The sequence below is a fragment of the Calidifontimicrobium sp. SYSU G02091 genome, assembly GCF_022631395.1.
GTDB lineage: Bacteria > Pseudomonadota > Gammaproteobacteria > Burkholderiales > Burkholderiaceae_C > Calidifontimicrobium > Calidifontimicrobium sediminis.
Genome location: NZ_JALBGB010000008.1, coordinates 97,565 through 121,756, shown reverse-complemented (window position 1 = coordinate 121,756; position 24,192 = coordinate 97,565). Strand labels below are relative to the sequence as shown.

The 24,192-nt window shown below is 75.5% G+C and carries 24 protein-coding genes; 8 read left to right on the top strand and 16 right to left on the bottom strand.

The annotated features are described in order from the left end of the window. The first annotated feature begins 218 nt into the window (after window positions 1–218). From MOJ79_RS07745 to glcF, 6 genes are all read left to right on the top strand, one after another. The gene (locus tag MOJ79_RS07745) at window positions 219–1,454 is read left to right on the top strand and encodes an FIST signal transduction protein (protein ID WP_241923625.1); all 1,236 of its coding nucleotides are present in this window, start codon (window positions 219–221) and stop codon (window positions 1,452–1,454) included. 179 nt (window positions 1,455–1,633) lie between these two features. Beyond that, window positions 1,634–3,136: an FAD-linked oxidase C-terminal domain-containing protein gene (locus tag MOJ79_RS07740; RefSeq protein WP_241923624.1), complete on the top strand. Its 1,503-nt coding sequence runs from the start codon at window positions 1,634–1,636 to the stop codon at window positions 3,134–3,136. A 140-nt stretch (window positions 3,137–3,276) separates the two neighbouring features. Further along, the gene (gene glcE, locus MOJ79_RS07735) at window positions 3,277–4,362 is read left to right on the top strand and encodes a glycolate oxidase subunit GlcE (RefSeq protein ID WP_241923623.1); all 1,086 of its coding nucleotides are present in this window, start codon (window positions 3,277–3,279) and stop codon (window positions 4,360–4,362) included. A gap of 10 nt (window positions 4,363–4,372) precedes the next feature. Then, complete coding sequence (locus MOJ79_RS07730; RefSeq protein WP_241923622.1) at window positions 4,373–4,723, top strand: CidA/LrgA family protein; 351 nt, start codon at window positions 4,373–4,375, stop codon at window positions 4,721–4,723. A gap of 10 nt (window positions 4,724–4,733) precedes the next feature. Next, window positions 4,734–5,447 carry an LrgB family protein gene (locus tag MOJ79_RS07725; protein WP_241923621.1) on the top strand — a complete coding sequence of 238 codons (714 nt, stop codon included), beginning with the start codon at window positions 4,734–4,736 and terminating at the stop codon, window positions 5,445–5,447. Between the two features lie 17 nt (window positions 5,448–5,464). Then, a complete protein-coding gene (gene glcF, locus MOJ79_RS07720) occupies window positions 5,465–6,724 on the top strand; it encodes a glycolate oxidase subunit GlcF (RefSeq protein ID WP_241923620.1) in 1,260 nt (419 codons plus the stop codon). Window positions 6,725–6,810: 86 nt separating this feature from the next. Here the strand turns inward: glcF and MOJ79_RS07715 are convergent, their stop codons facing one another. After that, window positions 6,811–7,116 (bottom strand): hypothetical protein, encoded by a 306-nt coding sequence (locus tag MOJ79_RS07715; protein WP_241923619.1) that lies wholly within the window; start codon window positions 7,114–7,116, stop codon window positions 6,811–6,813. Window positions 7,117–7,192: 76 nt separating this feature from the next. Continuing rightward, window positions 7,193–8,179: a DMT family transporter gene (locus tag MOJ79_RS07710; protein ID WP_241923618.1), complete on the bottom strand. Its 987-nt coding sequence runs from the start codon at window positions 8,177–8,179 to the stop codon at window positions 7,193–7,195. 91 nt (window positions 8,180–8,270) lie between these two features. Here MOJ79_RS07710 and glpK point away from each other — a divergent pair, with 91 nt between their 5' ends. Then, window positions 8,271–9,767, top strand: coding sequence for a glycerol kinase GlpK (gene glpK, locus MOJ79_RS07705; protein WP_241923617.1), 1,497 nt, complete (start codon window positions 8,271–8,273; stop codon window positions 9,765–9,767). A gap of 37 nt (window positions 9,768–9,804) precedes the next feature. Here the strand turns inward: glpK and MOJ79_RS07700 are convergent, their stop codons facing one another. From MOJ79_RS07700 to MOJ79_RS07680, 5 genes are all read right to left on the bottom strand, one after another. Further along, window positions 9,805–10,050, bottom strand: a complete 246-nt coding sequence (locus MOJ79_RS07700) for a hypothetical protein (RefSeq protein WP_241923616.1) — start codon at window positions 10,048–10,050, stop codon at window positions 9,805–9,807. A 269-nt stretch (window positions 10,051–10,319) separates the two neighbouring features. After that, window positions 10,320–10,535, bottom strand: coding sequence for a hypothetical protein (locus MOJ79_RS07695; RefSeq protein WP_241923615.1), 216 nt, complete (start codon window positions 10,533–10,535; stop codon window positions 10,320–10,322). A gap of 152 nt (window positions 10,536–10,687) precedes the next feature. After that, window positions 10,688–11,395, bottom strand: a complete 708-nt coding sequence (locus tag MOJ79_RS07690; RefSeq protein ID WP_241923614.1) for a CAP domain-containing protein — start codon at window positions 11,393–11,395, stop codon at window positions 10,688–10,690. A 78-nt stretch (window positions 11,396–11,473) separates the two neighbouring features. Beyond that, entirely contained in the window at window positions 11,474–12,922 is a 1,449-nt protein-coding gene (locus MOJ79_RS07685) for a M16 family metallopeptidase (protein WP_241923613.1), read from the bottom strand. Between the two features lie 101 nt (window positions 12,923–13,023). Then, window positions 13,024–14,370, bottom strand: a complete 1,347-nt coding sequence (locus MOJ79_RS07680) for a M16 family metallopeptidase (RefSeq protein ID WP_241923612.1) — start codon at window positions 14,368–14,370, stop codon at window positions 13,024–13,026. 117 nt (window positions 14,371–14,487) lie between these two features. On the opposite strand from MOJ79_RS07680, the gene MOJ79_RS07675 reads away from it, so the two are divergent. Beyond that, the gene (locus MOJ79_RS07675; protein WP_241923611.1) at window positions 14,488–15,237 is read left to right on the top strand and encodes a ProQ/FINO family protein; all 750 of its coding nucleotides are present in this window, start codon (window positions 14,488–14,490) and stop codon (window positions 15,235–15,237) included. A gap of 10 nt (window positions 15,238–15,247) precedes the next feature. Here MOJ79_RS07675 and MOJ79_RS07670 read toward each other — a convergent pair whose 3' ends face one another. The 9 genes from MOJ79_RS07670 to MOJ79_RS07630 all read right to left on the bottom strand — a co-directional run bounded on the left by MOJ79_RS07670 (window position 15,248) and on the right by MOJ79_RS07630 (window position 24,158). Then, window positions 15,248–15,985: an SDR family NAD(P)-dependent oxidoreductase gene (locus MOJ79_RS07670; protein ID WP_241923610.1), complete on the bottom strand. Its 738-nt coding sequence runs from the start codon at window positions 15,983–15,985 to the stop codon at window positions 15,248–15,250. Further along, complete coding sequence (locus tag MOJ79_RS07665; RefSeq protein ID WP_241923609.1) at window positions 15,982–16,194, bottom strand: hypothetical protein; 213 nt, start codon at window positions 16,192–16,194, stop codon at window positions 15,982–15,984. The genes MOJ79_RS07670 and MOJ79_RS07665 overlap by 4 nt, the downstream gene beginning before the upstream one ends. Before the next feature lie 108 nt (window positions 16,195–16,302). After that, complete coding sequence (locus tag MOJ79_RS07660; protein WP_241923608.1) at window positions 16,303–17,493, bottom strand: FAD-binding domain-containing protein; 1,191 nt, start codon at window positions 17,491–17,493, stop codon at window positions 16,303–16,305. Between the two features lie 3 nt (window positions 17,494–17,496). Next, window positions 17,497–19,050 (bottom strand): cryptochrome/photolyase family protein, encoded by a 1,554-nt coding sequence (locus tag MOJ79_RS07655; RefSeq protein WP_241923607.1) that lies wholly within the window; start codon window positions 19,048–19,050, stop codon window positions 17,497–17,499. Further along, window positions 19,043–19,234 (bottom strand): DUF2256 domain-containing protein, encoded by a 192-nt coding sequence (locus MOJ79_RS07650; RefSeq protein WP_241923606.1) that lies wholly within the window; start codon window positions 19,232–19,234, stop codon window positions 19,043–19,045. The genes MOJ79_RS07655 and MOJ79_RS07650 overlap by 8 nt, the downstream gene beginning before the upstream one ends. Next, window positions 19,231–20,799 carry a cryptochrome/deoxyribodipyrimidine photo-lyase family protein gene (locus MOJ79_RS07645; protein ID WP_241923605.1) on the bottom strand — a complete coding sequence of 523 codons (1,569 nt, stop codon included), beginning with the start codon at window positions 20,797–20,799 and terminating at the stop codon, window positions 19,231–19,233. The genes MOJ79_RS07650 and MOJ79_RS07645 overlap by 4 nt, the downstream gene beginning before the upstream one ends. Window positions 20,800–20,895: 96 nt before the next feature. Beyond that, on the bottom strand, window positions 20,896–21,324 hold the full coding sequence (locus MOJ79_RS07640) for a J-domain-containing protein (RefSeq protein ID WP_241923604.1): 429 nt from the start codon (window positions 21,322–21,324) through the stop codon (window positions 20,896–20,898). A 14-nt stretch (window positions 21,325–21,338) separates the two neighbouring features. Then, entirely contained in the window at window positions 21,339–22,727 is a 1,389-nt protein-coding gene (locus MOJ79_RS07635) for a tetratricopeptide repeat protein (protein ID WP_241923603.1), read from the bottom strand. 21 nt (window positions 22,728–22,748) lie between these two features. Further along, window positions 22,749–24,158, bottom strand: a complete 1,410-nt coding sequence (locus MOJ79_RS07630) for an amidase (protein WP_241923602.1) — start codon at window positions 24,156–24,158, stop codon at window positions 22,749–22,751. Window positions 24,159–24,192: the final 34 nt, after the last annotated feature.

Here is a 24,192-nt window from a genome sequence, read left to right as displayed (position 1 = left end):
CGGCGCCGATGCCGCCGGCGCGCCGGCAGCGCCGACGCCGGCCGCGCGGCGCAGGCGTGCGGCGGCTGCGAACGCGCCGGCCAAGGGCGCGGCAGGCCGCAAGACGACGCGCAAGGACCCCGCCGAGCGCGCGCTGACGCGCGCGCACCGCTGTTCGCTGCGCTGCCGGCCGTGATCCACGCCTCGATCCCCGCCGTGGGCCCCGCCCGCCGCTTGCGATGACCTTGCCCTTCCTGCACGCGCACGCGACCCACCCCGACTGGCGCATCGCGCTGTCGCTCGCAGCGGCGCAGCTCGACGCCCAGCGCGACGCCCCACTCGACCGGCACCGCCGCGGTGGCGGCGGCGATGCCGCCGCCGCGCCGACGCTGGGCTTCGTCTACGTCACCGACCATTACGCCGGCGACGCCGGCGCGCTGCTCGACGCGCTGCGCCGGCGCTGGCCCGGCGTCGCATGGGTCGGCGCGGTGGGCGTCGGCGTGGCCGCCAGCGGCGTCGAGTACATCGACGAGCCGGCGCTGGTGCTGATGCTCGCCGCGCTGCCGCGCGAGCGCTTTCGCGTGTTCTCGGGCGCGCAGCCGCTGGGCCGCTTCGACGCGCACACCGCGCTCGTGCACGCCGACGGCACGACGCCCGACCTCGCCGAGCTGATCGCCGAGCTCGCCGCGCGCACCGGCTCGGGCTACCTGTTCGGCGGGCTCGCGTCGTCGCGCGGCGCCGTCGTGCATTTCGCCGACGGCGCGTGGCGCGGCGGGCTGTCGGGCGTTGCGTTCACGCGCGACGTCGCGCTGGTGTCGCGCGTCACGCAGGGCTGCCAGCCGGTGGCACCGGCGCGGCGTGTGACGGCCGCCGAGCGCCACGTCGTGCGCACGCTCGACGGCGAGCCCGCGCTCGACTGCCTGCTGCGCGACCTCGGCGCCGACCCGCAGCGCCCGCGCAGCGCGCTGGCGCGCATCCGCACGACGCTCGTCGGCCTGAGCGATGGCGACGTGCCGGGGCTCGCGCGTGCCAGCCCGTTCGGCGTCGACACGCGCGTGCGTCACCTGGTGGGCATCGACCCCGCCGAGCGCGCGATCGCGGTGGCCGACGTCGTCGAGCCGGGCATGCAGCTCGCGTTCTGCCAGCGTGACGCCGACGCCGCACGGCGCGACCTCGTGCGCATCTGCGCCGAGATCCGCGAAGAGCTCGGCGCCGACGCGACGCAGCCGGTGGCCGCCGTGCACCCGCCCCACACCGCGACCCCGTTCGATGCGGCAGCGCGCATCCGCGGCGCGATCTACGTCAGCTGCGCCGGGCGCGGCGGGCCGCACTTCGGCGGGCCGTCGGCCGAGCTGCAGATCGTGCGCCACGCGCTCGGCGACGTGCCGCTGGCCGGCTTCTTCGCCGGCGGCGAGATCGGCCATCGCCACCTGTACGGCTACACCGGCGTGCTGACGGTCTTCGTCGGGCACTGACCGCGCGCCCGCCGTTCAGTCGGCTGTGCGCGGACACCCGGCCATTGCAGCGGCCGGCGCAAAGGCGTTTTGACCGCACGCCGGCGCGGGCCGCGGCCGGCAGCGGCGCCGGCCACGCTACATTGCCGCACCCCGCCGTGCCGCCGTGAGGCGGGTGGCCCGCGCCCGAGGACCCCGCGATGAACGCTCCCGAACCCGCTGCCCCGCTCGCCGGCGCCGAACGCGCCGCGCGCCAGGCCGAGGTCGTCGCCGCGCTGCAGCGCGTGCTGCCGGCGCACGCGCTGCTGTGGCACGCCGAAGACACGGTGCCGTACGAGTGCGACGGCCTCACCGCCTACCGCGAGCGCCCGCTGGCCGTCGCGCTGCCCGAGACCGAGGCGCAGGTCGCCGCGGTGCTGAAGGCCTGCCACCGGCTGCAGGTGCCGGTCGTCGCGCGCGGCGCGGGCACCGGGCTGTCGGGCGGCGCGATGCCGCACGCGCTCGGCGTGACGCTGAGCCTGGCCAAGTTCAACAAGATCCTGAAGGTCGATCCCGTCAGCCGCACCGCGACCGTGCAGTGCGGCGTGCGCAACCTCGCGATCAGCGAGGCCGCCGCGCCGTACGGCCTGTATTACGCGCCCGACCCGTCGAGCCAGATCGCGTGCACGATCGGCGGCAACGTCGCCGAGAACTCGGGCGGCGTGCACTGCCTGAAGTACGGGCTGACGGTGCACAACGTGCTGCAGGTGCGCGGCTTCACCGTCGACGGCGAGCCGGTCACGTTCGGCAGCGAGGCGCTCGACGCGCCGGGGCTGGACCTGCTGGCCGCCGTCGTCGGCAGCGAGGGGATGCTCGCGGTGACGACCGAGGTCGTCGTCAGGCTGGTACCCAAGCCGCGGCTGGCGCGCTGCATCATGGCCAGCTTCGACGACGTGCGCAAGGCCGGCGACGCGGTGGCCGCCGTGATCGCCGCCGGCATCATCCCGGCCGGCCTCGAGATGATGGACAAGCCGATGACGGCCGCCGTCGAGGACTTCGTCCACGCCGGCTACGACCTCGACGCGGCGGCGATCCTGCTGTGCGAGAGCGACGGCACGCCCGAGGAGGTGGCCGAGGAGATCGAGCGCATGCAGGCCGTGCTGTCGGCCGCCGGCGCGACGCGGCTGCAGGTCAGTCGCAGCGAACAGGAACGGCTCACGTTCTGGAGCGGGCGCAAGAACGCGTTCCCGGCCAGCGGGCGCATCAGCCCCGACTACATGTGCATGGACAGCACGATCCCGCGCAAGAAGCTCGCCGACATCCTGCTCGCGATCGCCGAGATGGAAACGAAGTACGGGCTGCGCTGCTGCAACGTGTTCCACGCCGGCGACGGCAACCTGCACCCGCTGATCCTGTTCGACGCCAACGACCCCGACCAGCTGCGCCGCGCCGAACTGTTCGGCGCCGACATCCTCGAGACCAGCGTGCGCCTGGGCGGCACCGTGACCGGCGAGCACGGCGTCGGCGTCGAGAAGCTCAACTCGATGTGCGTGCAGTTCAGCCCCGAGGAGCGCGAGCAGATGCTCGCGCTCAAGCGCGCGTTCGACCCCGCCGGGCTGCTGAACCCGGGCAAGGTGATTCCGACGCTCGCGCGCTGCGCCGAGTACGGAAAGATGCACGTGCGCAAGGGCCTGCTGCCCTTCCCCGAACTGGAGAGGTTTTGATGGCACCCCCCCGAAGCGCCTTCGGCGCCTTCCCCCCACGGGGGCGCCGCCAGCGCAGCGGCGAAGCCGGATCCGCGGCGGCCGCTGGATCGGCCCGGCATACCGCGACGGCCGCGTCGCAGCACGCGCAGGAGGCCTGAATGGACCCGGCTCTGGCACGGCTCGTCGAGCGGGTGCAGGCGGCGCGCGCGGGTCGCACGGCGCTCGAGATCCGCGGTGGGGGCACGAAGGCGTTCTACGGTGGTGAGCCCGTCGGCGAGCCGCTGGACGTGCGCGAGCTCACCGGCATCAGCCGCTACGAGCCGAGCGAGCTCGTCGTCACGGTGCGCGCCGGCACGCCGCTGGCCGAGCTCGAGGCGGTGCTGGCCGCGCAGGGCCAGTGCCTGCCGTTCGAGCCGCCGCGCCTCGACGACGCCGGCACCGTCGGCGGCATGGTCGCCGCGGGCCTGGCCGGCCCGGCGCGCGCGGCGGTGGGCGGCGTGCGCGACTACGTGCTCGGCGCGACGATGCTCAACGGCAAGGCCGAAGTCCTGAGCTTCGGCGGCCAGGTGATGAAGAACGTCGCCGGCTACGACGTGGCGCGGCTGCTCGCCGGCTCGCTCGGGATCCTCGGCGTGATCTGCGAGGTGTCGCTGAAGGTGCTGCCGGCGCCGGTGGCGCGCGCGACGCTGCGCTTCGAGATGGACCAGGCGCAGGCCATCCGCGAGCTCAATGCGTGGGGCGGCCAGCCGCTGCCGCTCAACGCCAGCGCGTGGTGGCAGGGCACGCTCGCGGTGCGGCTGGCCGGTGCGCGTGCCGCGGTCGACGCGGCGTGCGCGCAGCTCGGCGGCGAACGCGTCGACGACGCCCTCGCCGCTGCGTTCTGGGACGGACTGCGCGACCAGCGCGACGAGTTCTTCACCGCCGCGCACGCGAGGGTCGCTGCCGGCGCCGCGCTGTGGCGCCTGTCGTTGCCGCCGACGACACCGCCGCTGGCGCTCGCCGGTGACGTGCTCGTCGAGTGGGGCGGCGCGCAGCGCTGGCTGGTGAGCGACGAGGCGCCGCAGCGCATCCGCGACGCCGCGGCGGCCGCCGGCGGCCACGCGACGCTGTGGCGCGGCGGCGACCGCCGCGCCGGCGCATTCGCGCCGCTGCCGCCCGCGCTGGCACGCATCCACCGCGAGCTGAAGACCGCGTTCGACCCCGACCGCGTCTTCAACCCGGGCCGGCTGTACCCGGATCTCTGAGCGATCGCCGATGGACGCGTTGCGGGGCCTCGCGGTGCTGCTGCTGTGCCAGTCGGCCGGCGAGGCGCTCGCGCGGCTGACGCACGCGCCGCTGCCGGGGCCGGTGCTCGGCCTGCTGATCCTCGTGGCGCTGCTGCACGTCGAGGCGCTGCGCCGCCCGGTGGCCGCTGCGGCCGACGCGCTGCTCGCGCACCTGTCGCTGCTGTTCGTGCCGGTGGGCGTCGGCGTCGTCGTGCACCTGGACCTGATCGCGCGCTTCGGCGTGCGCATGGCGGTGGTCGTCGTGCTGTCGACGTGGGTCGGACTCGCGGTGACGGCGCTCGTGCTGCGCGCGCTGCTGCCCGGGCCGGCACGGGTCTGAGGGGCGGGCCGTGCAGAGCTTCGTCGAGCTGTGGGTCTACCTGTCGGCGACGCCGCTGTTCGGGCTGACGGCCACGCTCACCGTCTACGTCGGCGCGCAGGGGCTCGCGCAGCGGCTGGGCCAGCCGCCGTGGGCCAACCCGGTGCTGGTCACCGTCGTCGTGCTCGCCGTGCTGCTGTGGGCCACCGCGACGCCGTACCCGACCTACTTCTCGGGCGCGCAGTTCATCCACTTCCTGCTCGGACCCGCGGTCGTCGCGCTCGCGTGGCCGCTGTGGCAGCGCCGCACCGAGCTGCGCCGGCGCGTGGGCCCGATCGTGCTCGCCGCGCTGGCCGGCGGCGGCGCCGCGGCGGCGAGCGCGGTGGCGCTGGGGCTCGCGCTCGACCTGCCGCGCGACGTCGTGCTGTCGCTCGCGCCGAAGTCGGTCACGGCGCCGGTGGCGATGGGCATCGCCGAGCAGATCGGCGGCATCCCGGCGCTGGCCGCCGCGTTCGCGGTGCTCACCGGCATGACGGGCGCGGTCAGCGCGAAGTACCTGTTCGACGCGCTGCGCGTACCGCCGGGCGCGGTGCGCGGCTTCGCGCTCGGCACCGCGTCGCACGGACTCGGCGCGGCGCGCGCGCTGCAGGTCGACCCCGACGCCGGTGCCTACGCCGGGCTCGCGCTCGGGCTGCAGGTCGTGCTCGCCGCGCTGCTGCTGCCGCTGGCGTTCCGGCTGTTCTGACGTTCCACCGAGGTTCCATGCAAACCGCGCTTGCCGACGAGTTCAAGCACACCCGCGAAGGCCAGGAGGCCGAGGCGATCCTGCGCAAGTGCGTGCACTGCGGCTTCTGCACCGCCACGTGCCCGACGTACCAGCTGCTCGGCGACGAGCTCGACGGCCCGCGCGGGCGCATCTACCTGATCAAGCAGGTGCTCGAAGGCGCGCCGGTCACGCGCAAGACGCAGCTGCACCTCGACCGCTGCCTGACGTGCCGCAACTGCGAGACGACGTGCCCGAGCGGCGTGCAATACGGGCACCTGGTCGACATCGGACGCCAGATCGTCGAGCAGCGCGTCGAGCGGCCGGCCGGCGAGCGCGCGGTGCGCTGGCTGCTGAAGGAGGGGCTGACGTCGCCGCTGTTCGCGCCGGCGCTGAAGCTCGGCCAGCTCGCGCGGCCGCTGCTTCCACAGGCGCTCAGGAACAAGGTGCCGGCGAAGGCCCCGGCGCGCGCTCACCGCTGGCCGACGCGGCAGCACCCGCGCAAGGTGCTGCTGCTGCTGGGCTGCGTGCAGCCGGCGATGATGCCCAACGTCAACAGCGCCACCGCGCGCGTGCTCGACGCCGCCGGCATCCAGACGCTGGTGGCCGACGGCGCCGGCTGCTGCGGCGCGCTGCGCACGCACCTGGGCGACACGGCGGGCGGCCTGGACGACATGCGGCGCAACGTCGACGTGTGGTGGCCGCTGGTGCAGCGCGGCGAGGTCGAAGCGATCGTGATGAACGCCTCGGGCTGCGGCGTCACCGTCAAGGAGTACGGCCACGCGCTGGCGCACGACCCCGACTACGCCGACAAGGCCCGCCTCGTCAGCGCGCTGACGAAGGACCTCAGCGAACTGCTGCCCGACCTGGTGCCGGCGCTGCGCGAGCGCCTCGCGCACGCGGCCGAAGGCGCCGGGGCGCGCGGCGCGCCGGTCAAGCGGCTCGCGTTCCACCCGCCGTGCACGCTGCAGCACGGACAGAAGCTGCGCGGCGGCGTCGAGACGCACCTGCGCGCACTCGGTTTCGACGTGCAGCTCGCGCCGAACGACAGCCACTTGTGCTGCGGCTCGGCCGGCACCTACAGCGTGCTGCAGCCCGAACTGGCCTACCAGCTGCGCGACCGCAAGCTGCAGGCGCTGGCCCCGATCGATGCGCAGGTCATCGTCTCGGCCAACATCGGCTGCATCCAGCACCTGCAGACCGGCACGCCGCTGCCGGTGAAGCACTGGGTCGAGGTCGTCGACGAGGCGCTGGGCTGAAGGCCGCGGCGCGCGGCCTGTCTGCGCCGGCCGCCACGGCACGACGGGCGGGGACTCAGCGCGGGCTTGGGAGTGTTGTGCCGTCGTCAGTGCCGCGCCGCGCCGACGTAGATGTCGGTGTCGCGCAGCAGCCGGCGCAGCGTCTCGAACGCGACCTGCACTACTTCGGGCCGCCCCACGGCCGGCGCCAGCGCGACGACGGCCTCGTCGTCGTCGACGCGCAACTCGCGCAGCCACGCCCCGGCGGGCAACGCGCGGCCGACTTCGCCGCACACGGCGCGCTCCAAAGCCGAGAGCAGGCCGCGCACGCGCCCCGGCTCGCCGACCAGCGTCGGCGGCAGCACCGTCGGCGCGGTGCCGGCGGGGTGGATCGGGATCGTGCGGTGGGCCATGCGCGCATCTTCGCCGCCGCGCCGGCGCCGGCGTTGATCGAAGTCAAACCGCCGCGCCGGCGGCGCCGATGCCCCTTCAGGCGGCGTGGGCGTCGGCCGCCAGCGGCACCGGCCGCACGCGCAGCGCGAGCACGACGCCGGCCACCAGCAGCGCGATGCCCGCCAGCGTCGTCGCGTCGGGCCACGCGCCGCGCAGCGCGAACGCGTAGGCCAGCGCCGACAGCGTCTCGAAGACGATCAGCTGGCCCGTCAGCGTCGTCGGCAGGCGCTGGCTGGCCGCGTTCCAGCACAGCGTGCCGAGCCACGACGCGAGCAGCCCGATGGCCAGCATCAGGCCGACGAACAGCTGCGGCTGCGGTCCCCACGGCATCGCGAACGCGCTGCCGCTGGCCGCGCTCCAGCCCCAGTAGCCGGCGAAGCCCGCCACCGCAAGCGGCAGCGTGGCCACGCCCTGCGCCGTGGCCCACACGGTGGGCGAACGGTCAGGGTGCGCGCGCAGCCAGTCGGCGTTGCGGATCGGGTACCAGGTCCAGCACGCCACCGCGCCCACGGCCAGCAGGGCGCCCAGCGCGTAGCGGCCGAGGTCGGCCGCCGGATCGTCGCGCAGGTGCGCGAGCTCGGCCTGGTTGACGAGCGCGATGCCGGAGGCGATCACCAGCAGCGACGGCGCCAGCCGCGCCCACGGCAGGCGGCCGTCACGGCGCGCGTCGCGCAGGTTGGAACTCACCGCGATGACCACCGGCAGCGTGCCGATGATCATCGTCGGCAGCGGCGCGCCGGCGTGCTGGATCGCACCGGCGAGGAACAGGTAGTAGACGACGTTGCCCACCAGCGCGAGCTCGAGCGCCTGCACCCAGTCGGCGCGCGTGAGCTGGCGCAGGCGCTGGCGATCGAGCCACGCCAGCGGCAGCGCGATCAGACCGAACGCGAGGTAGCGCGCGAACGACAGCAGCGCCGGCGGGTAGTCGGCCAGCAGCACCGGCGCGACGAAGACGAGGCCCCACATCAGCCCCGCCGCGAGCGCGAACAGGGTGCCGGTGACGAGCGCGGTGCGGTGCGGCATGGGACGCGCATTGTCGCTGCGGGTCGGCCGCGATGCCGCCCCGGGCGTGCCGCGGCTATCCTGCGCACGCCCCCGTGGCCGGAGCCCCGCGATGACCCACCTGCTCGCCCTCGACCAGGGCACGTCCAGTTCGCGCAGCATCGTGTTCGACGCGCGCGGGCGCGTCGTCGCGATGGCGCAGCGCGAGCTGCGGCAGATCTACCCGCAGCCGGGCTGGGTCGAGCACGACCCGAACGAGATCTGGGCCACGCAGCTCGACACCGCGCGCGAGGCGCTGGCCCAGGCCGGGCTCGCGGCGCGCGACGTGACCGCCATCGGCATCACCAACCAGCGCGAGACCACCGTGCTGTGGAACCGCCGCACCGGCCAGCCGGTGGCGCACGCCATCGTCTGGCAGGACCGCCGCACCGAGCCGCTGTGCGCGCAGCTGCGCGCGCAGCCGGCGCTGGCCGAGCACGTGCGCGCCGCCACCGGGCTCGTGATCGACCCGTACTTCTCGGCCACCAAGCTGCGCTGGCTGCTCGACCGCGTGAGCGGCGCGCGCATCGCCGCCGCGCACGGCGAACTGGCCTTCGGCACCGTCGACAGCTGGCTGCTGTTCAAGCTCACCGGCGGGCGCGTGCACGCCACCGACGTCAGCAACGCCGCACGCACGATGCTGTTCGACGTGCGCCACCACGTGTGGGACCACGAGCTGCTGGCCGCCTTCCACGTGCCCGACAGCGTGCTGCCGAGGGTGCACGCCTCCAGCCACGTCTACGGCGAGACCGATGCGGCGCTGCTCGGCGCCGCAGTGCCGATCGCCGGCATCGCCGGCGACCAGCAGGCCGCACTGTTCGGTCAGGCCTGCTTCGCGCCCGGCATGGCCAAGAACACGTACGGCACCGGCTGCTTCATGCTGATGCACACCGGCAGCCGCTTCGAGCGCTCGCGCCACGGGCTGGTGAGCACCGCGGCGGCGCAGGTCGGCAGCGCGAAGCAGTACGCGCTCGAGGGCAGCGTGTTCGTCGGCGGCGCCGTCGTGCAGTGGCTGCGCGACGGGCTGCACGCGATCGAATCCAGCCGCGACGTGGAGGCGCTGGCCGCGAGCGTGCCCGACAGCGGCGGCGTGATGTTCGTGCCCGCCTTCACCGGGCTCGGCGCGCCGTACTGGAATGCGGATGCGCGCGGCACCATCACCGGCCTGACGCGCGGCAGCACGGTGGCGCACATCGCGCGCGCGGCGCTCGAGAGCATCGCCTACCAGAGCGCGGCACTGCTGCAGGCGATGAGCGCCGACGCCGCCGCCAGCGGCAGTGCACCGGTGAGCGAGTTGCGCGTGGACGGCGGCGCGAGCGTCAACGACCTGCTGATGCAGTTCCAGGCCGACCTGCTCGGCATCCCGGTGGTGCGCCCGCAGGTGACCGAGACGACGGCGCTGGGCGCCGCCTACCTCGCGGGCCTGGCCACCGGCGTGTGGCGCAGCCTCGACGAACTGGCCGCGCTGTGGCAGCCGCAGCGCCGCTTCGAGCCGACGCTGTCGCGCGAGCGCGCGGCCGAGCGGATGGCGCAGTGGGAGCGGGCGGTCAGGCAGGCGACCGCGCCGTGACGGCGCGCACGCGGCAGGGCGGCCTGCCGCGCCGCCGTCAGCGCGTGGCCAGCAGCATCTGCTGCACCCACGTCGCCGCCTGCCCCTGCGGCTCGACGCGCGGCGGCGGCTCGTAGCGCAGGCCGATGGCCACGCGGCCGGTCCACCAGACGGTGCGGCCGGTGCCCGACAGCAGCAGCGGACCGACGTAGCCGTCGGGCACGTGGATGCCCAGGCGCTCCTGCGCGATCGATTCGCACGCGCCGCGTGCGGGCGCGGGCGTCGCGGTCACCTCTGCTTTCATCGCGTTCTCCCGGGTCGATGCCGATGGCCGCATCTTCGACACCGGCGCCCGCCCCCGCATTGCCCGGTTCGGGGGATGGCGCGCCCGTCGTCCGTGACGGATTCACTGGCGTCACCGCCTGATACACGTGTATCCGCGGCATCGCACGGCACGAGCCATTGCGCCCGCCCGACCCGGGGCACGGCTGCCGCCGGTGGCGCGCGGTCCCGGCGCCCCCCCCGGCAGCGGCAGGTCCCGCAGCCGCGGTCAACGCGCGCGTGGCGGCGTCGTCAGGAGAACCAGATGTTCCACAGCCCGGCGGCCACGTGGCCCCAGACGAGGATGTTGAACGCCAGCAGCGAGAACACGCGCGTGAAGCCCCACAGCGTGCGCGCACGGCGCAGGCAGGCATCTTCGCCGGTGACGCCGTAGAGCACGAAGTACAGCGCCGACGGCACGAAGGTGCCGACGATCAGCACGCCCATCACCCAGTAGAAGACGGTCATGGGCGCATTGTCGGGCCAGCGGCGCCTGCCCCATGGCGCCGTGTTGACACGGTAAGCACCCGCAATCCTTGCCATTCACCTGCTGCCCGGCGCAAGCCGCGCGCCGATGTCCGAGGCCGACCCGCTGCGCCGCTCGCGCTTCGCCGCCGCGTTCAGCGCGGCGCGGCGAGGTTCAGCGTCCAGTAGGTGGGGTAGCTGCCGCCGGTCGCGCGCACGCAGGCCAGCGCCATGTGCTGCACGTTCGGGTTCATCAGGTTCGTGCAGTGGCCGGGGCTCGCGGTCCACGCGGCGACGACGGCCTCGACGCTGCCGTAGCCGGCGGCGATGTTCTCGCCATAGGTGCGCCAGACGTAGCCGGCGTTGGTGATGCGCGTGCCGGGGCCGACGCCTTCGGGGCTCGTGTGGCTGAAGTAGTTGCGCGCGGCCATGTCGGCCGAGTGCCCGGCGGCGGCCGCATCGAGTTGTGGCTGCCACGTCAGCGCCGCAGCCGGCGCATAGGGAGTGCCGCCGCAGTTGGCGCCCCCGGCGCGCAGCGCGTTGATGCGTTGCAGCGCCTGCGTCGCGAAGTCGGCGAGTCCGCAGGTGGCGCTGGCGGTGCTGCTCGCGGGGGCTGGAGCCGGCGCAGGGGCCGGTGTAGGGGCCGGTGGTGGTGATGGTGGTGGTGGCGGCGGCGGGGGGTTCGGGGCTGGTGCCGGCGCGGTCGCGCTGTCGCCCGTCGCCAGCGCCGATGGCGTGTCGGCCGCGTCGCTGCCCCCGCCCCCACAGGAACCCAGGACCAGCGTTGCCGCGAGCCCGGCCAGCGCACGACAGCGCGCCAGGCGCGCGGCGCGGCCGGTGTCGACAGCGGAAGGGAACGGCATCCCCGCATTGTCGAAGCCGCCACCGGTGGCCTTCGCACCGCGGCAGTAACGGCCGCGTAACGGCTGTGCGGCGGCGCGTCAGGGCGGCTCGGCGACGAGCAGCGCGCGGTCGAAGTTGAGCTCGGTGTGCGGCAGCCGCCACCTGTGCTCGGCGGGGGGCGGCACCGTGGCGCCGGCGGCCGCGAGGTCGCCGGCAACGACGGCGCGCAGCGCCTGCGTCGGCCAGCGGCGCGCGGCGAAGTCGCGCACCTGCTCGGCCGTCACGGCGGCGATCTCGTCGGGGTAAGCGGCCAGCGCGCCCCACGGGCGCCCGGCGGCCCAGTGGCCGGCGAGCAGCGTGGCGATGCCGGCCGTCGTCTCCCACGCGCGCGCGAAGCCGCCCACCAGCGCCGCCTTGCGCGCGGCCAGTTCGTCGGGCTGCGGCGCGTCGCGCGCCAGGCGCTCGACCTCCGCGCGGATCAGCCGCAGCACCTCGGCGGCCGTGACGTGGTCGGTCTGCGCGCTGGCGCTCCACCAGCCGCCGGCGGCGAAGGCCTCGCCGTCGGCGAACACGCCGTAGCTCAGCCCGCGGCGGATGCGCACCTGCTGGTTCAGCCGCGCCGAGTAGCCGCCGCCGAGCACGGCCGCGGCCACCTGCGCGACGCGCAGGTCGGCGTCGCCGAGCGCGGCCCAAGGCGCCGCGACGACGACGCCGCTCTGCCCGGCGCCGGGCATGTCGACCCACACTTCGCGCACGGCCATCGGCGCGGCCGGGCGAGGCGCGTCGTCCACGACGGCCGCGCGGGTCGGCGCCCGCCAGTCGCCCAGGTGCCGGCGCGCGAGCGCGAGCGCCTGCGCCGGCGTCACGTCGCCGGCGAGCACGAGCAGCGCGCGGTCGGGGCGCGCGGCGCGGCGGTGGAACGCGACGACGTCGTCGCGCGTGAGCCGCCACAGCGACGCCGGCGTCGTCACGGCGCCGTAGGCGCTAGTGCCCCAGTGCAGCCGGCGCGCGACGCGCGCGGCGACGGCAGCCGGGTTGGCCCGCGCGACGTCGAACTCGTCGAGCGCCTGCAGCCGCCAGCGCGCCAGCTCGTCGGCCGTCAGCAGCGGGTGGCGCACGACGTCGGCCAGCAGCGCGAGCGCGGCGTCGAGCTGCGGCGTGGCCACCGTCATCGAGACGCTGACGCTGTGCCAGCCGTGCGCGGTGTCGAGGCTCGCGCCGAGCGCCTCGGCCTCGCGCGCGAGCGCCGCCGCGTCGACGCGCCGCCCGCCGCGCTGCGCGCCGCGCGCGAGCAGCGCCGCCGTCGCCGCGGCGAGCCCGGCGCGGCCCGGCGGGTCGGATGCGGCGCCGGCGCGCAGCACGATCGCCACCGTGACCAGCGGCAGCCCGGGACGCGCGGCGACGATCGTCGCGAGGCCGTTGTCGAGCGCGATCTCGTGCAGTGGCGGCAGCGCGAGCGGCCGCGCAGCGGCAGGCGGCGGCGGGGTGGTGGTTGTCGCGTGCCCGCTCGGCACGCCGACGAGCGCCATCGCGGCAGCGAGCAGCACGAGCGCCACGTGCCGTGCGCGCGGAAGGCACGCAACAGGCCGGCCGTGCGCGCGAGTGCTCGCGCCCCCGTGCGCGCCGGCCGCCGCCGCGGGCGCGGTGCTCACGCGGGCGCACCCTGCACGTAGGTCAGCGCAACGCGACGCGCACGCAGCAGGTGCTCACGCGCGACGCGCTGCACGTCGGCCGCGGTGACGGCCTGCAGCTCGTCGAGCGCGCGGTCGGCCGCGTGCGCGTCGCCGCGCAGCACCAGCGCCCAGCCGAGCGCCTCGGCGCGGCCGGCCGGCGTCTCGCGCTCGACGAGTGCGGCCGTCGTCAGCTGCGCGCGCACCTTGGCCAGTTCCACCGCCGACGGCGGCTGCTCGGCCAGTCGCAGCGTCTCGGCGGCAAGCGCGGCCAGCAGCCGCGCCGGCGGCACGCCGCCGGCGGCGATCGCCCAGCCGGCCAGCGTGCCGGCGTCGGCACGCAGGTCGGCACCGAAGCCGACCGCATTCGCAAGGTGACGCTCGCGCACCAGCGCCGCTTGCAGCCGCGACGAGTCGCCGCCGGCCAGCAGCGCCGACGCGACCTGCAGCGCGGCGGCGTCGCGGTGCGCGGCGCCCGGCGCGCGCCACACCAGCGCCACGGCCGGCAGCGGCACGTGCGGCGCAGAAAGGCGCCGCGCCTCGTCGCGCCGGCGCGGCGGCTCGACGACCGCGACGCGCGGGATCGGCGTGGCCGGCGCCTCGACCGGCCCGAAGTGGCGCTGCACCCAGCGCGCGAGCTCGGCCACGTCGAACCCGCCGGCGACGACGAGCGCCGCGTTGTCGGGGCGGTAGTAGGTGCGGTGGAACGCGCGCACGTCGTCGAGCGTGGCCGCGCGCAGGTCGTCGATGCGGCCGATCACGCCGCGGCGGTACGGGTGGACGTCGAACGCGAGCGCAGGCAACGCCTCGAAGAAGCGGCCGTAGGGGTCGGCGAGCACGCGCTCGCGGTACTCCTCGATGACGACGTGGCGCTCGCTGTCGAGGCTGGCCTGGTCGACCTCGAGGTGCGCCATGCGCTCGGCCTCGGCCCACAGCAGCGGCTCGAGGTGGTTGGCCGGCACCTCGCTGTGATAGACCGTGACATCGTCGACGGTGAACGCGTTGTTCTGCCCGCCGACGTCCTCGGTCAGGCGGTCGATCGTCTCGGCGGGCATGTGCCGCGTGCCCTTGAACATCAGGTGCTCGAACAGGTGCGCGAAGCCCGAGCGCCCCGGCGGGTCGTCCTTGGCGCCGACGCGGTACCAGACCTGCACGCTGACGGTGGCCGCCGCCGGGTCGGGCAGCGCATACACCTGCAACCCGTTGGGCAGCCGCCACGACTGCAGCGCCAGCGGCGGCACGCGCAGCGCTGCCGCCGGTGCGCGCGTCGGCAGCGCGAGCGCGGCCGGTGCGGCGAGCAGCAGGCGACGGCGGGTGACGGGCATGGCGGCGGACACGGGGCGACGGACGCCACGATAACGCGCCGCACCGCGGCGCCGTGCACGGCGCCGGCGCGCGGTGGCGTCGGTACCATGGCGCACCCCGACCGACCGCTCCCCCGCATGTCCGACCCCGACGACGCCCTGCCGAACGAGTCCACGCCGCCGGCGGCGAGCCCCGAGCCGCACGAGGCCACGACATCCGTCGCGACGGCGGCCGACGGCGCAGCGCCGCCCGCCGCGTCGATGACACCGGCGCAGTGCGGCCAGCGGCTCGCCGAGCTGTTCCCGGCGCTGTTCGCCGGTGCGCCGAAGCCGCTGAAGCTGCGCGTGCACGCCGACATCCAGGCGCGCGCGCCGGGCGTGTTCTCGAAAGCCGTGCTGTCGGCCTTCATGCGGCGCTACACGAACAGCACGGCGTACCTCAACGCGGTGGCGCGCGGCACGCAGCGCATCGGCCTCGACGGCGAGCCGGCCGGCGAGATCGCGCCCGAGCACCGGCAGGCCGCGCTCGACGAGCTCGCGCGCCGGCGCGAGCGCCACGCCGCGCAGCGTGCCGCCGAACGCGAGGCCGCCCGCGCGGCCGAACGTGCCGAGCACGAGGCGCGTGCGCAGCAGGCGCAGGCGCGGCGCGCGCGTGCACAGCTGCTGCGCGACTTCGAGCGCACGACGCTGACGGCCGCCAACTTCGCTGCGCTGAAGGGCCTCGCGCCCGACGCGCTGCAGGCGCAGCTCGAGCTCGCGCGGCGCGAGGCCGCCGAGCGGGCGGCGCTGCCCCACGCCCGAGGCCCCGGCGGCCCGGGCCACCCCGCGCACGGCGGCCGGCACCCCGGGCGTCGCGACGGGCGCGGCCGCCCGCGCGCGGCGCGCTGAACCGCAGGCGCTACTTGACGAGCGGCCGCACCTGCGTGAACCCGCCGTCGACGGCGATCACCTGCCCGGTCACGCGCGCGGCCGCGTCGGACAGCAGCCACGCGATCACGTCGGCCACCTGATCGGCGGTCTGCACGCCGCCCAGCGGGTACTGGCGGCCGGCGGCTTCGCGCATCGCAGCGACCTTGAGCAGGCCCGCCGTCATCGGCGTGTCGGTCATGCCCGGCGCGACGACGTTGACGCGCAGCCCCAGCGTCGAGTACGTGGCCGCCGCGCTGCGGGCGAGCGCCTCGACGCCGCCCTTGGCGGCCGCAATCGCCTCGTGATTGGCCACGCCGATGCGCGCGACGACCGACGACACCAGCACCGCCGCACCCGGCCTCGCGGCCTCGCGCAGCGCGTCGGCCCAGGCCTGCAGCACGAAGAACGCACTGTCGAGGTTGACGCGCAGCACCTCGCGGTACTGCTCGGCCTTCGTGCGGTGCAGTGGCGCGATCAGCGTGCTGCCGACACAGTGCGCGAGGTGCGTCGGCACCGCGCCGAGTTGCGCGCGGCACTGCTCGATCGCGGCGGCGGCGCCTTCGGGCGTCGTCGTGTCGGCGGCGATGCAGGCGTCGGCGCCGAGCGTGTGCAGCGGTTCGGCCGCGCGGCCGACGGCCGCGACGGCGAAGCCCTGCGCGCACAGCCGCGGCAGCAGCGCGCGGCCGATGCCGCCGCGCGCGCCGGTGACGAGGGCAACCGGGGTCATCGCGCGGCGTCCGACGCGGCCGAAGACCGGCGCGGCCGCGCGGTGGCGCCGACGTCGGCGAAGCACAGCGGGCGCGTCGCGCGCAGGCCGCGGCAGACGCCGATCTCGCGCAGGCACAGCAGGCGCGCGCCGTCGTGGAGCACGGTCAGCGCAGGCGCCCCGGCGCCGGGCATCGGCGCGGGTGGGCTCGGGTTGCGCAGCGCGTGCATGCGCCGATCTTGGCACGCAGATGACCCCGTGGTTTTTGCTTGAACCAATGGGTATGCGGACCGACGGGGTTTATCGGCCGCGCAGCCCGGCCGCACGAAGCGCGCGGCTCAGCCCGCGTCGCTCAGCAGTTCGTCGAGGCGGCTCACGCCGCGGCTGACGCGCGCCCAGTACTGCGAGAACGACGCACATCGGCGCGGCGGCTCGGCAAACAGCGCCGGCTCGGCGTCGAGTGCGGCGACGCCGTCGAGCAGTGCGCCGAGGTGCGGGTCGGCGGCGCTGCGCACCGAGCGCGCGGCAGCCAGCGTCGCGCGCAAGTCGTCGGCCCCGACCCACCACAGGTGGTCGGCGAGGGCCGCCATGCGTGTGGCGACGAAGCGCCAGCGGCGCTCGCTCCAGCCCCAGCGGCGGTGGAAGCCCTGCTCGCACACCGCGACGCGCACCGTGCCGGCCGGCAGGTCGGGCGGCGGCGCGCGCAGCGCCCACGGCTGCACGAGCCAGACGTCGCGGCCGGCGACGCTCGCGCGGTTCGGCGTGGTGTACAGGTCGAGGTCGTCGGGCGGCTCGTGCCACACGCGCGGCTCGGCCACGCCATCGGCGCGCGGCGTGGCTGGCACCGGCTGCGGCGAGCCCGCGAGCCGCTCGAGCGCGTCGTAGCCGGCGTCGAGCACGCTGCCGGGCGAGTGCCAGGCCGGCGGCGCGTACTTCGCGACGTTGTCGGCGTTGAACAGGTACGGCTTGTGGCTGCCGGTGCCGGCGACCCACTGCCAGCTCAGGTGGTTGCTCGCGAGGTCGCCGTCGAGCAGGTGCGCGTAGAGCCAGTCGGCGCCGGCCTTCCAGTGCACCTTGCGCAGGTGCACGAGGTACGACGCAAGCCACAGCCGCGCGTGGTTGTGCAGCCAGCCGGTGGCGTACAGCGTGCGCACCGCCTCGTCGACGACCGGCACGCCGGTGCGCGCCTCGCGCACGTCGGCCGGCAGCTCGCGCGCGTAGGCCGCGTCGGGCAGCGGGCCCGGGTGCAGCGACGCGAAGATGCCGTCGCCGAGGTGGCGCCACGCGTGGCGGAAGTACGCGCGCCAGCCGAGCTCATAGACCAGCTTGTGCTGCACGGGCAGCGCGTGGCGCTCGGCGAGCACGGCGGCGACGTCGCGCAGCGTCAGGAAGCCGTGCGTCAGGTACGGCGACAGCCGCGTGACGGCGCCGTCGAGGCGGTTGCGCGTGCGCGCGTAGGCGTCGGGGCGGATCGCGGCGAGCCGCGCGCGCGCGGCGTCGAGGGTGGGCGGGAAGTCGTCGGGGACCATCGGTCAGGGCGTGCCGTCGCGCGCCCGCAGGTGCTCGGCGCGCGCCGCGATCGCGGCGCGCTCGGTGGCGCTCAGGCGCGCGAGGTTCTTCACCTGCAGCGCCATGCGCGGGTGGGCCGCGAAGCGCCGCTCGTGGCGCGCGAGAAAGTCCCAGTACAGCGTCGTGAACGGACACGCGTCGTCGCCGATGGCCTTCGCCGGGTCGAAGCGGCAGCCCTTGCAGTACGGGCTCATGCGGTCGAGGTACTTGCCACTGGCCGCATACGGCTTGCTCGCCATCAGGCCGCCGTCGCCGTACTGGCTCATGCCCAGCGTGTTCGGCAGCTCGACCCACTCGACGGCGTCGACGTAGACGGCGAGGTACCACGCGTGCACGTCCTGCGGCGCGACGCCGAGCAGCAGTGCGTACAGCCCGGTGACCATCAGCCGCTGGATGTGGTGCGCGTAGCCGTGCGCGAGCGTGGAGCCGATCGCGTCGGCGAGGCACGCCATCGGCGCGTCGCCGCGCCAGTAGAACGCCGGCAGCGGCTGGTGCGCGTCGAGCGCGTTGAGCGCGAGGTAGCCGGGCATGCGCGTCCAGTAGATGCCGCGCACGTACTCGCGCCAGCCGAGGATCTGGCGGATGAAGCCCTCGGCGCTCGCGAGCGGCACGCGGCCGTCGCGGTACGCGGCCTCGGCGCGGTCGATGACTTCCCTCGGGTGCAGCAGCTTGAGGTTCAGCGCCGCCGAAAGATGGGAGTGGTACAGCCACGGCTGGCCGGGCCACATCGCGTCCTGGAAGCGGCCGAACGACTCGAGGCGCTCGTCGACGAACGTGTCGAGTGCACGCAGCGCCTGCGCGCGCGTGACGGGCCACGCGAACGAATCGAGCGAGCCCGGGTGGTCGGCGAAGCGACGGTTCACGAGGTCGATCACGTCGCGCGTGATCGCGTCGGGCGCGAACGTTGGGCGTGGCGGCACGAAGCCGGGGCCGCGCGCGTCGAAGGCCTCGCGGTTGTCGGCGTCGTAGTTCCACTGGCCACCGCAGGGTTCGCCGCCGTCCATCAACACGCGGTGGCGCCGCCGCATCTCGCGGTAGAAGAACTCCATGCGCAGGCCCTTGCGCGCCTTCGCGTGCGCGGCGAACTCGTCGACGCTGGCGAGGAAGTGGCGGTCGGCGCGGATCTCCAGCGGCACGCCGAGCCGCTGTGCCGCGTCGGCGAGCGCCTCGCGCACGCGCCACTCGCCAGGCTCGGTCATCACGAGCCGCTGCGGCTTGAGCGTCTGCACTGCGGCCTCGAGCTCGCCGGCCAGCGTGTGGCGGTTCGCCGGGTCGTCGAGATGGCGGTAGTGCAGCGCGAGGCCCTCGTCGCGCAATTCGTGCGCGAAGTGGCGCATCGCACTGAGGAACATCGCCGTGCGCGGCTTCGACGACGGCACGTGCGTCGACTCCTCGTCGACCTCGGCCATCCACACCGCGTCGCGCGCGGCGTCGAAGCCGTCGAACGCCGACGCGCCCCGGTCGAGCTGGTCGCCGAGCACGAGCACGAGGTGGCGCAGCCGCGTCGCGTCAGCCACCGCCCGCCTCCGTCGCCGCGGCGCGGCCCTTGCCTTTGCGCCGCCGGCACGCGTCGCTGCAGACGGTCACGTCGTCCCAGTTCTTCGCCCAGGCCTTGCGCCACACCATCTCGCGCCCGCACACCGCGCAGACCTTGCGCGGCAGCGACTGCTTGTTGCCCTTGAAGCCGCGCGCGGCCGTCACGGCGCGGCCTCGTCGAAAAGGTCGCGCTGGGCCGCGGCACGCGGCGTCGCGGCGCGTCCGCGCGGGCGCACCGTCGGCGGCAGCCCGCTCTTGCGGCTGCCGTGGCGCTCCTGGATCGCGTCGGCCTCGGCGCGCGCCTCGGGCGTGGCACGCAGTGCATACAGCCGGCGCTTCGCGTGCTCGACGGCCGCGCGGTCGTCGACGATCGGTGGCGGATAGTCGCGCCCGATCACGCAGCCGGCGCGCCGCTGCACGTCGTCGGGCATGCGCCACGGCTCGGCGAGCCACGCCGTCGGCACGCCTTGCAGTTCGGGCACCCAGCGGCGGATGAAGGTGCCCTCGGCGTCGTGGTCGAGCGCCTGCTTCGTCGGCGAGTAGATGCGCAGCGTGTTGATGCCGGTGGTGCCGCTTTGCATCTGCATCTGGCTCCAGTGGATGCCGGCCTCGAAGTCGAGGAACTGGCGCGCCAGGTGCAGCCCGGTGGGCCGCCAGTGCAGCCACAGGTGGTACGACGCGAACGACACCAGCATCGCGCGCATGCGGAAATTGAGCCATCCGGTCGCGTTCAGCGAGCGCATGCAGGCGTCGACCATCGGATAGCCGGTCGCGCCCTCGCGCCACGCGTCGAAGCGGCGCTGCGCCTCGGCGTCCCACGCCACGCCGTCGCCCGGGCGCAGCCCGTCGCAGGCGCGGGCGAAATTGCGGAACTCGATCGCCGGCTCGTCCTCGAGCTTCTGCATGAAGTGGCAGTGCCAGCGCAGCCGGCCGGTGAAGCCGCGCAGGTCGTGCGCGAAGCGCCTCTCGTCGGCGTCGCCGGCGGCCAGCGCGTCGATGCGCGCCGCGGTGGCCTGGTGCACGCAGCGCATCGAGATCGTGCCGAACGCGAGGTGCTCGCTCAGCCGGCTGCAGCCGTCGGCGGCGGCGAGCGGACTCGACAGGTGGCGGCGGTAGCCGCGGCCGCGGCCGGCGAGGAAGCTCGCGAGCGTCGCCCACGCGGCGCGTTCGCCGGCCGCCGTCGGCGCATCGACGGCCGGCAGCCCGAGGTCGGCGGGCATGGGCAGCGGCGAGGGCTCGACCGGTGCGCCGCGCCAGCGCGCGGGCATCGCGACCTCGGGCGCGTCCATGCGCTGCTGCCAGCGCTGCGCCCAGCCGTCGCGGCTGCGCAGACGGCGGATCACACCGGTCTGCGCGAACTCCTGCCACGCGACGCCGCGCGCACGGCACCACGCGGCCACCGCGCGGTCGCGGCCCCAGGTCCAGCCGGGGCCGGTCTCCTCGTGGCTGAACAGGTGCGTGAACGCGAACTCGCGGCGCAGCGCATCGAACACGTCGGGGATCGGACCCGCGCGAACCACCAGCGGCAGCCCGCGCACGGCCAGCGCGTCGCGCAGTTCGCTCAGTGCGGCGAGCGTCCATGCGACGTGGCGCGGGTGGCACTCGGGGCTCGCGAGCCAGGCCGGCTCGATCACGTATAGCGCGAGTGCCTCGTCGGCCGCCGCGGCAGCGGCGAGCGGCGCATGGTCGCGCACGCGCAGGTCGCGCTTGAGCCACACCAATGCCTTCAAGCCCGCCCCCCGCTCGCGACCATGGGTGCGAGCATGCGCGAAGGCCCATGACCTTGCCGGCGTGGGGCTGCGGCTGCTTGCGAGCGCGGCGCGCTCTCACAACGTCAGCGTGCGCGCCAGCCGCTCGACGCGCAGGCGGATCAGCAGCTCGCGCTCGGCGATGCGTGCACGCAGCGCCTGCGCGTCGGCGCTCGCAGTGTCCAGCGTGGCGAGCTGGTCGCGCCAGCGCTGCAGTTCCTGCATCAGCTCGACCTCGGGCGGCACCTGACCCGCGTTGCGCAGCACCTTGAACGCCAGCCGCAGCTCGGGCGGCGCGTCGAAGTAGCCGTCGTCGGGCAGCGGGCGGCCCCACGCGGCGCTCTTCTGCAGCTCGCCCGAAGCCACCGCCTGCGACACGCACTCGGCGATGCGCTCGTCGAGCGAGCGCACGCGCTCGTCGCGCTCGCGGCGTCTGGCGTCGTCGGCGCGGCGCTGTGCGTCGCGCGCGGCGTGCCACCAGGGGCTGGACGCGGCGTGGCGGTTCATGCGGCTGCCCGCCGTCACGCGCTGCGCGCGAGGGCGCGCTCGGCCACACCCAGGCGCTGCGCCCAGTGGCGCGTCAGCGGCGTCGGCGGCTTGGCCAGCGCACGCTCGTGCAGCAGCGCGCGGCCGATCGTGCGTGCCGCTCCGGCCGCCGCCGCAGCGCCGTTGGCCAACAGCGTGAGGTCGATCAGGTCGCGCTGCGCGTGGCTGCCATCCAGGCCCTGCGCGAGCGCGCGCGCGGGCCACATCGCGTGCGCGGCGGCGTCGTGCTCGCCGCGCGCGAACGCGAGCACGCCGCGCATCAGCGGCAGGCCGACGTCGCGCGCGATCGCGTGGTTCGCGCGCGCCGGCTCGTCGCCGGCGAGCACGCGCGCCGCGCAGGCGGCGAGCCAGCGCTCGGCGCGCGCGAGGTCGCCGGCGCCGACGAGCGCGATCACGACGTGCCAGTCGTTGAATGCGTAGTGCCCGGCGTGCGCTTCGTCGAGCGGCCAGCCGTCGACGAGGTCGCGAAACAGCGCGTCGACCTCGACGCCGAGCAGGTGCAGCCGCCACAGCAGTGCCGCCGCGTCGACGCGCTGCAGCGTCGTGTGCAGCGCGTCGCGCGACAGGTGCGTGTCGACGACGCGCAGCACGCCGGCGGTGTCGAGCGCCTCGAGCCGCAGCAGCGCGAGGTGCCACCACAGGTGCACCGCGAAGCCGTTGCCCTCGGCCCACGCGGGCTGGTGCTGGCGCAGCCACGCGGCGCCGTCCTCGAGCCGGCCCTGCATCTCCATCACGTGCGCGACCGCGTGCACGGCCCACGGCGTGCGCGCGTCGAGCGCGAGTGCGCGCCGCGCGGCCTCCTCGGCCTGCGGGTACAGGTGGTTCTCCTCGAGGCCGAACGCGTGCAGCGCGAGCACGTGCGGGTACAGCGGGTCGGCCTCGTCCCATGCGGGCAGCGCACGCGCCGGGCGCGCGCGCAGGTGCAGCGCGTCGCCGCGGTAGAAGTCCCACAGGTGCGCCCACTGCAGCGCGAGCGCGTCGCGCGGATGCTCGAGCAGCAGGTCGTCCCACACGCGGCAGGCCTGGTGCCAGCGCCCGTCGATGCCATGCGCGAGCGCGGCCAGGTGCGCGCGCTCGCGCGGCGTCGCGTGCGCCTCGTGCGCGCGCGCGTGCGCCAGGTGCTGCGCCGCCTCGGCCACCCGCGCCGGATCGGTCAGGCCGAGCAGGAAGCCGGCCTTCATCGCGTGCGGCAGCGCCCACGCGGGGTCGGCGGCGATCGCGGCGTCGAGGTCCGCCAGCGGCGGGTCGTAGTACGACATCATGCGCCACAGCGCCTGCTCGGCAGCGTCGCGCGCGGCGACGCTCGCCGTCGAGACGGGGTGGCCGCGCAGGTCGCGCAGGTCGCTGGGGCTCGTGCCGCGCATGGGCCCGACTCTAACGGGTCGTCACCACGCGTTGGGCGTCGGCCACGGCGGCAGGGCACCGCGCAGCTGCTCCCACAGCCGCGCAACGCGCAGCACGCCGACGTCGTCGTGGCGCCGCCCGGCGATCTGGATGCCCACCGGCAGCCCGTCAGGCGTGACGCCGGCCGGCAGCGCGATGGCCGGCTGCTCGCCCATGTTGAACGGCAGCGTGAACGCGATGTGCTCGAACGGGCGCTGCGGGTCGTTCGTCGGGCCGGCGGCCTCGGCCGCGAACGACGCGACGGGGCTCACCGGCGACAGCACGACGTCGAACGGATGGCACGCCGCGACGCACGCGTCGCGCAGCGCGCCCATCTGGCTGAAGCCGTGGAACACCTGCTCGGCGCTGAAGCCGGCCGCCGGCGCGACCCACTCGCGGATGAACGGCAGGATGCGCTCGCGCCGCTCGGGCGGCAGCCGCACGAACTCGACGTGGAAGCGCATGCGCCAGAAGCGGTCGATGCCGTCGGCCATCTCGCGCGTCGCGAACGGCGCGAGCGGCTCGACGAAGGCGCCCGCGCGCTCGAACGCGCGCGCGGCGGCTTCGACGACCGCGGCCACCTCGGGCGCGACCGGCAGGCCCCAGCCGGCGTCGATCCACAGCCCGATGCGCAGGCCGCGGGGCTCGCGTGCGGGCGCGTCCCAGTCCAGCGCCTGGAAAGGCAGGCTCGTGCTGTCGCGCGCATCGGGGCGCGCGAGCACGGCCATCATCGCCGCGGCGTCGTCGACGCGGCGCGTGATCGGGCCGGCGACGCGGCCGTAGTACGGCGGGTGGATCGGCACGCGCCCGAGACTGGGCTTGAAGCCGACGACGCCGCACCAGCCGGCCGGCAGCCGGATCGAGCCGCCGATGTCGGTGCCCACGTGCAGCGGCCCGTAGCCGGCGGCGGCGGCCGCCGCGGCGCCGGCCGACGAGCCGCCGGGGTTCTTCGCGAGGTGCCACGGGTTGCGCGTGAGCGCGTGGAAGCTCGACAGCCCCGACGACAGCATCCCGTAGTCGGGCATCGTCGTCTTGGCCACCAGCACGCAGCCGGCTTCGCGCAGCCGCGCCGCCGGCGGCGCGTCGGCCGCGGCGGGCACGAGCTCGGTGGCGGCAGTGCCCAGCGGCACCGGCGTGCCGCGCGTGGCGATGTTCTCCTTGATCGTGCAAGGCACGCCGTCGAGCGCCGACAGCGGCTCGCCGCGCACCCAGCGCGCTTCGCTCGCGCGCGCGGCGGCGAGCACGGCGTCGGCGTCGAACGCCCACAGCGCGTGCAGATGCGGCTCGCAGCGCGCGACATGGGCGACGAGGTCGTGCGCGACGTCGAGCGGCGACAGTTCGCCGCGGCGGTACAGCGCGGCGAGCGTGTGTGCGCTCAGCGCGTGCAGCGGGAAGGTCGAGGCAGCAGGCACGGCAGCGACTCTGCCACAGTGCCGGCGGGCGTCG

What these genes read in the sequence shown, in the direction of transcription:
- MOJ79_RS07745 (WP_241923625.1), top strand. Translation starts at nt 219, where the DNA reads ATGACCTTGCCCTTCCTGCACGCGCACGCGACCCACCCCGACTGGCGC.
- MOJ79_RS07740 (WP_241923624.1), top strand. Translation starts at nt 1,634, where the DNA reads ATGAACGCTCCCGAACCCGCTGCCCCGCTCGCCGGCGCCGAACGCGCC.
- glcE (WP_241923623.1), top strand. Translation starts at nt 3,277, where the DNA reads ATGGACCCGGCTCTGGCACGGCTCGTCGAGCGGGTGCAGGCGGCGCGC.
- MOJ79_RS07730 (WP_241923622.1), top strand. Translation starts at nt 4,373, where the DNA reads ATGGACGCGTTGCGGGGCCTCGCGGTGCTGCTGCTGTGCCAGTCGGCC.
- glcF (WP_241923620.1), top strand. Translation starts at nt 5,465, where the DNA reads ATGCAAACCGCGCTTGCCGACGAGTTCAAGCACACCCGCGAAGGCCAG.
- MOJ79_RS07715 (WP_241923619.1), bottom strand. Translation starts at nt 7,116, where the DNA reads ATGGCCCACCGCACGATCCCGATCCACCCCGCCGGCACCGCGCCGACG.
- MOJ79_RS07710 (WP_241923618.1), bottom strand. Translation starts at nt 8,179, where the DNA reads ATGCCGCACCGCACCGCGCTCGTCACCGGCACCCTGTTCGCGCTCGCG.
- glpK (WP_241923617.1), top strand. Translation starts at nt 8,271, where the DNA reads ATGACCCACCTGCTCGCCCTCGACCAGGGCACGTCCAGTTCGCGCAGC.
- MOJ79_RS07700 (WP_241923616.1), bottom strand. Translation starts at nt 10,050, where the DNA reads ATGAAAGCAGAGGTGACCGCGACGCCCGCGCCCGCACGCGGCGCGTGC.
- MOJ79_RS07695 (WP_241923615.1), bottom strand. Translation starts at nt 10,535, where the DNA reads ATGACCGTCTTCTACTGGGTGATGGGCGTGCTGATCGTCGGCACCTTC.
- MOJ79_RS07690 (WP_241923614.1), bottom strand. Translation starts at nt 11,395, where the DNA reads ATGCCGTTCCCTTCCGCTGTCGACACCGGCCGCGCCGCGCGCCTGGCG.
- MOJ79_RS07680 (WP_241923612.1), bottom strand. Translation starts at nt 14,370, where the DNA reads ATGCCCGTCACCCGCCGTCGCCTGCTGCTCGCCGCACCGGCCGCGCTC.
- MOJ79_RS07675 (WP_241923611.1), top strand. Translation starts at nt 14,488, where the DNA reads ATGTCCGACCCCGACGACGCCCTGCCGAACGAGTCCACGCCGCCGGCG.
- MOJ79_RS07670 (WP_241923610.1), bottom strand. Translation starts at nt 15,985, where the DNA reads ATGACCCCGGTTGCCCTCGTCACCGGCGCGCGCGGCGGCATCGGCCGC.
- MOJ79_RS07665 (WP_241923609.1), bottom strand. Translation starts at nt 16,194, where the DNA reads ATGCACGCGCTGCGCAACCCGAGCCCACCCGCGCCGATGCCCGGCGCC.
- MOJ79_RS07660 (WP_241923608.1), bottom strand. Translation starts at nt 17,493, where the DNA reads ATGGTCCCCGACGACTTCCCGCCCACCCTCGACGCCGCGCGCGCGCGG.
- MOJ79_RS07640 (WP_241923604.1), bottom strand. Translation starts at nt 21,324, where the DNA reads ATGAACCGCCACGCCGCGTCCAGCCCCTGGTGGCACGCCGCGCGCGAC.
- MOJ79_RS07635 (WP_241923603.1), bottom strand. Translation starts at nt 22,727, where the DNA reads ATGCGCGGCACGAGCCCCAGCGACCTGCGCGACCTGCGCGGCCACCCC.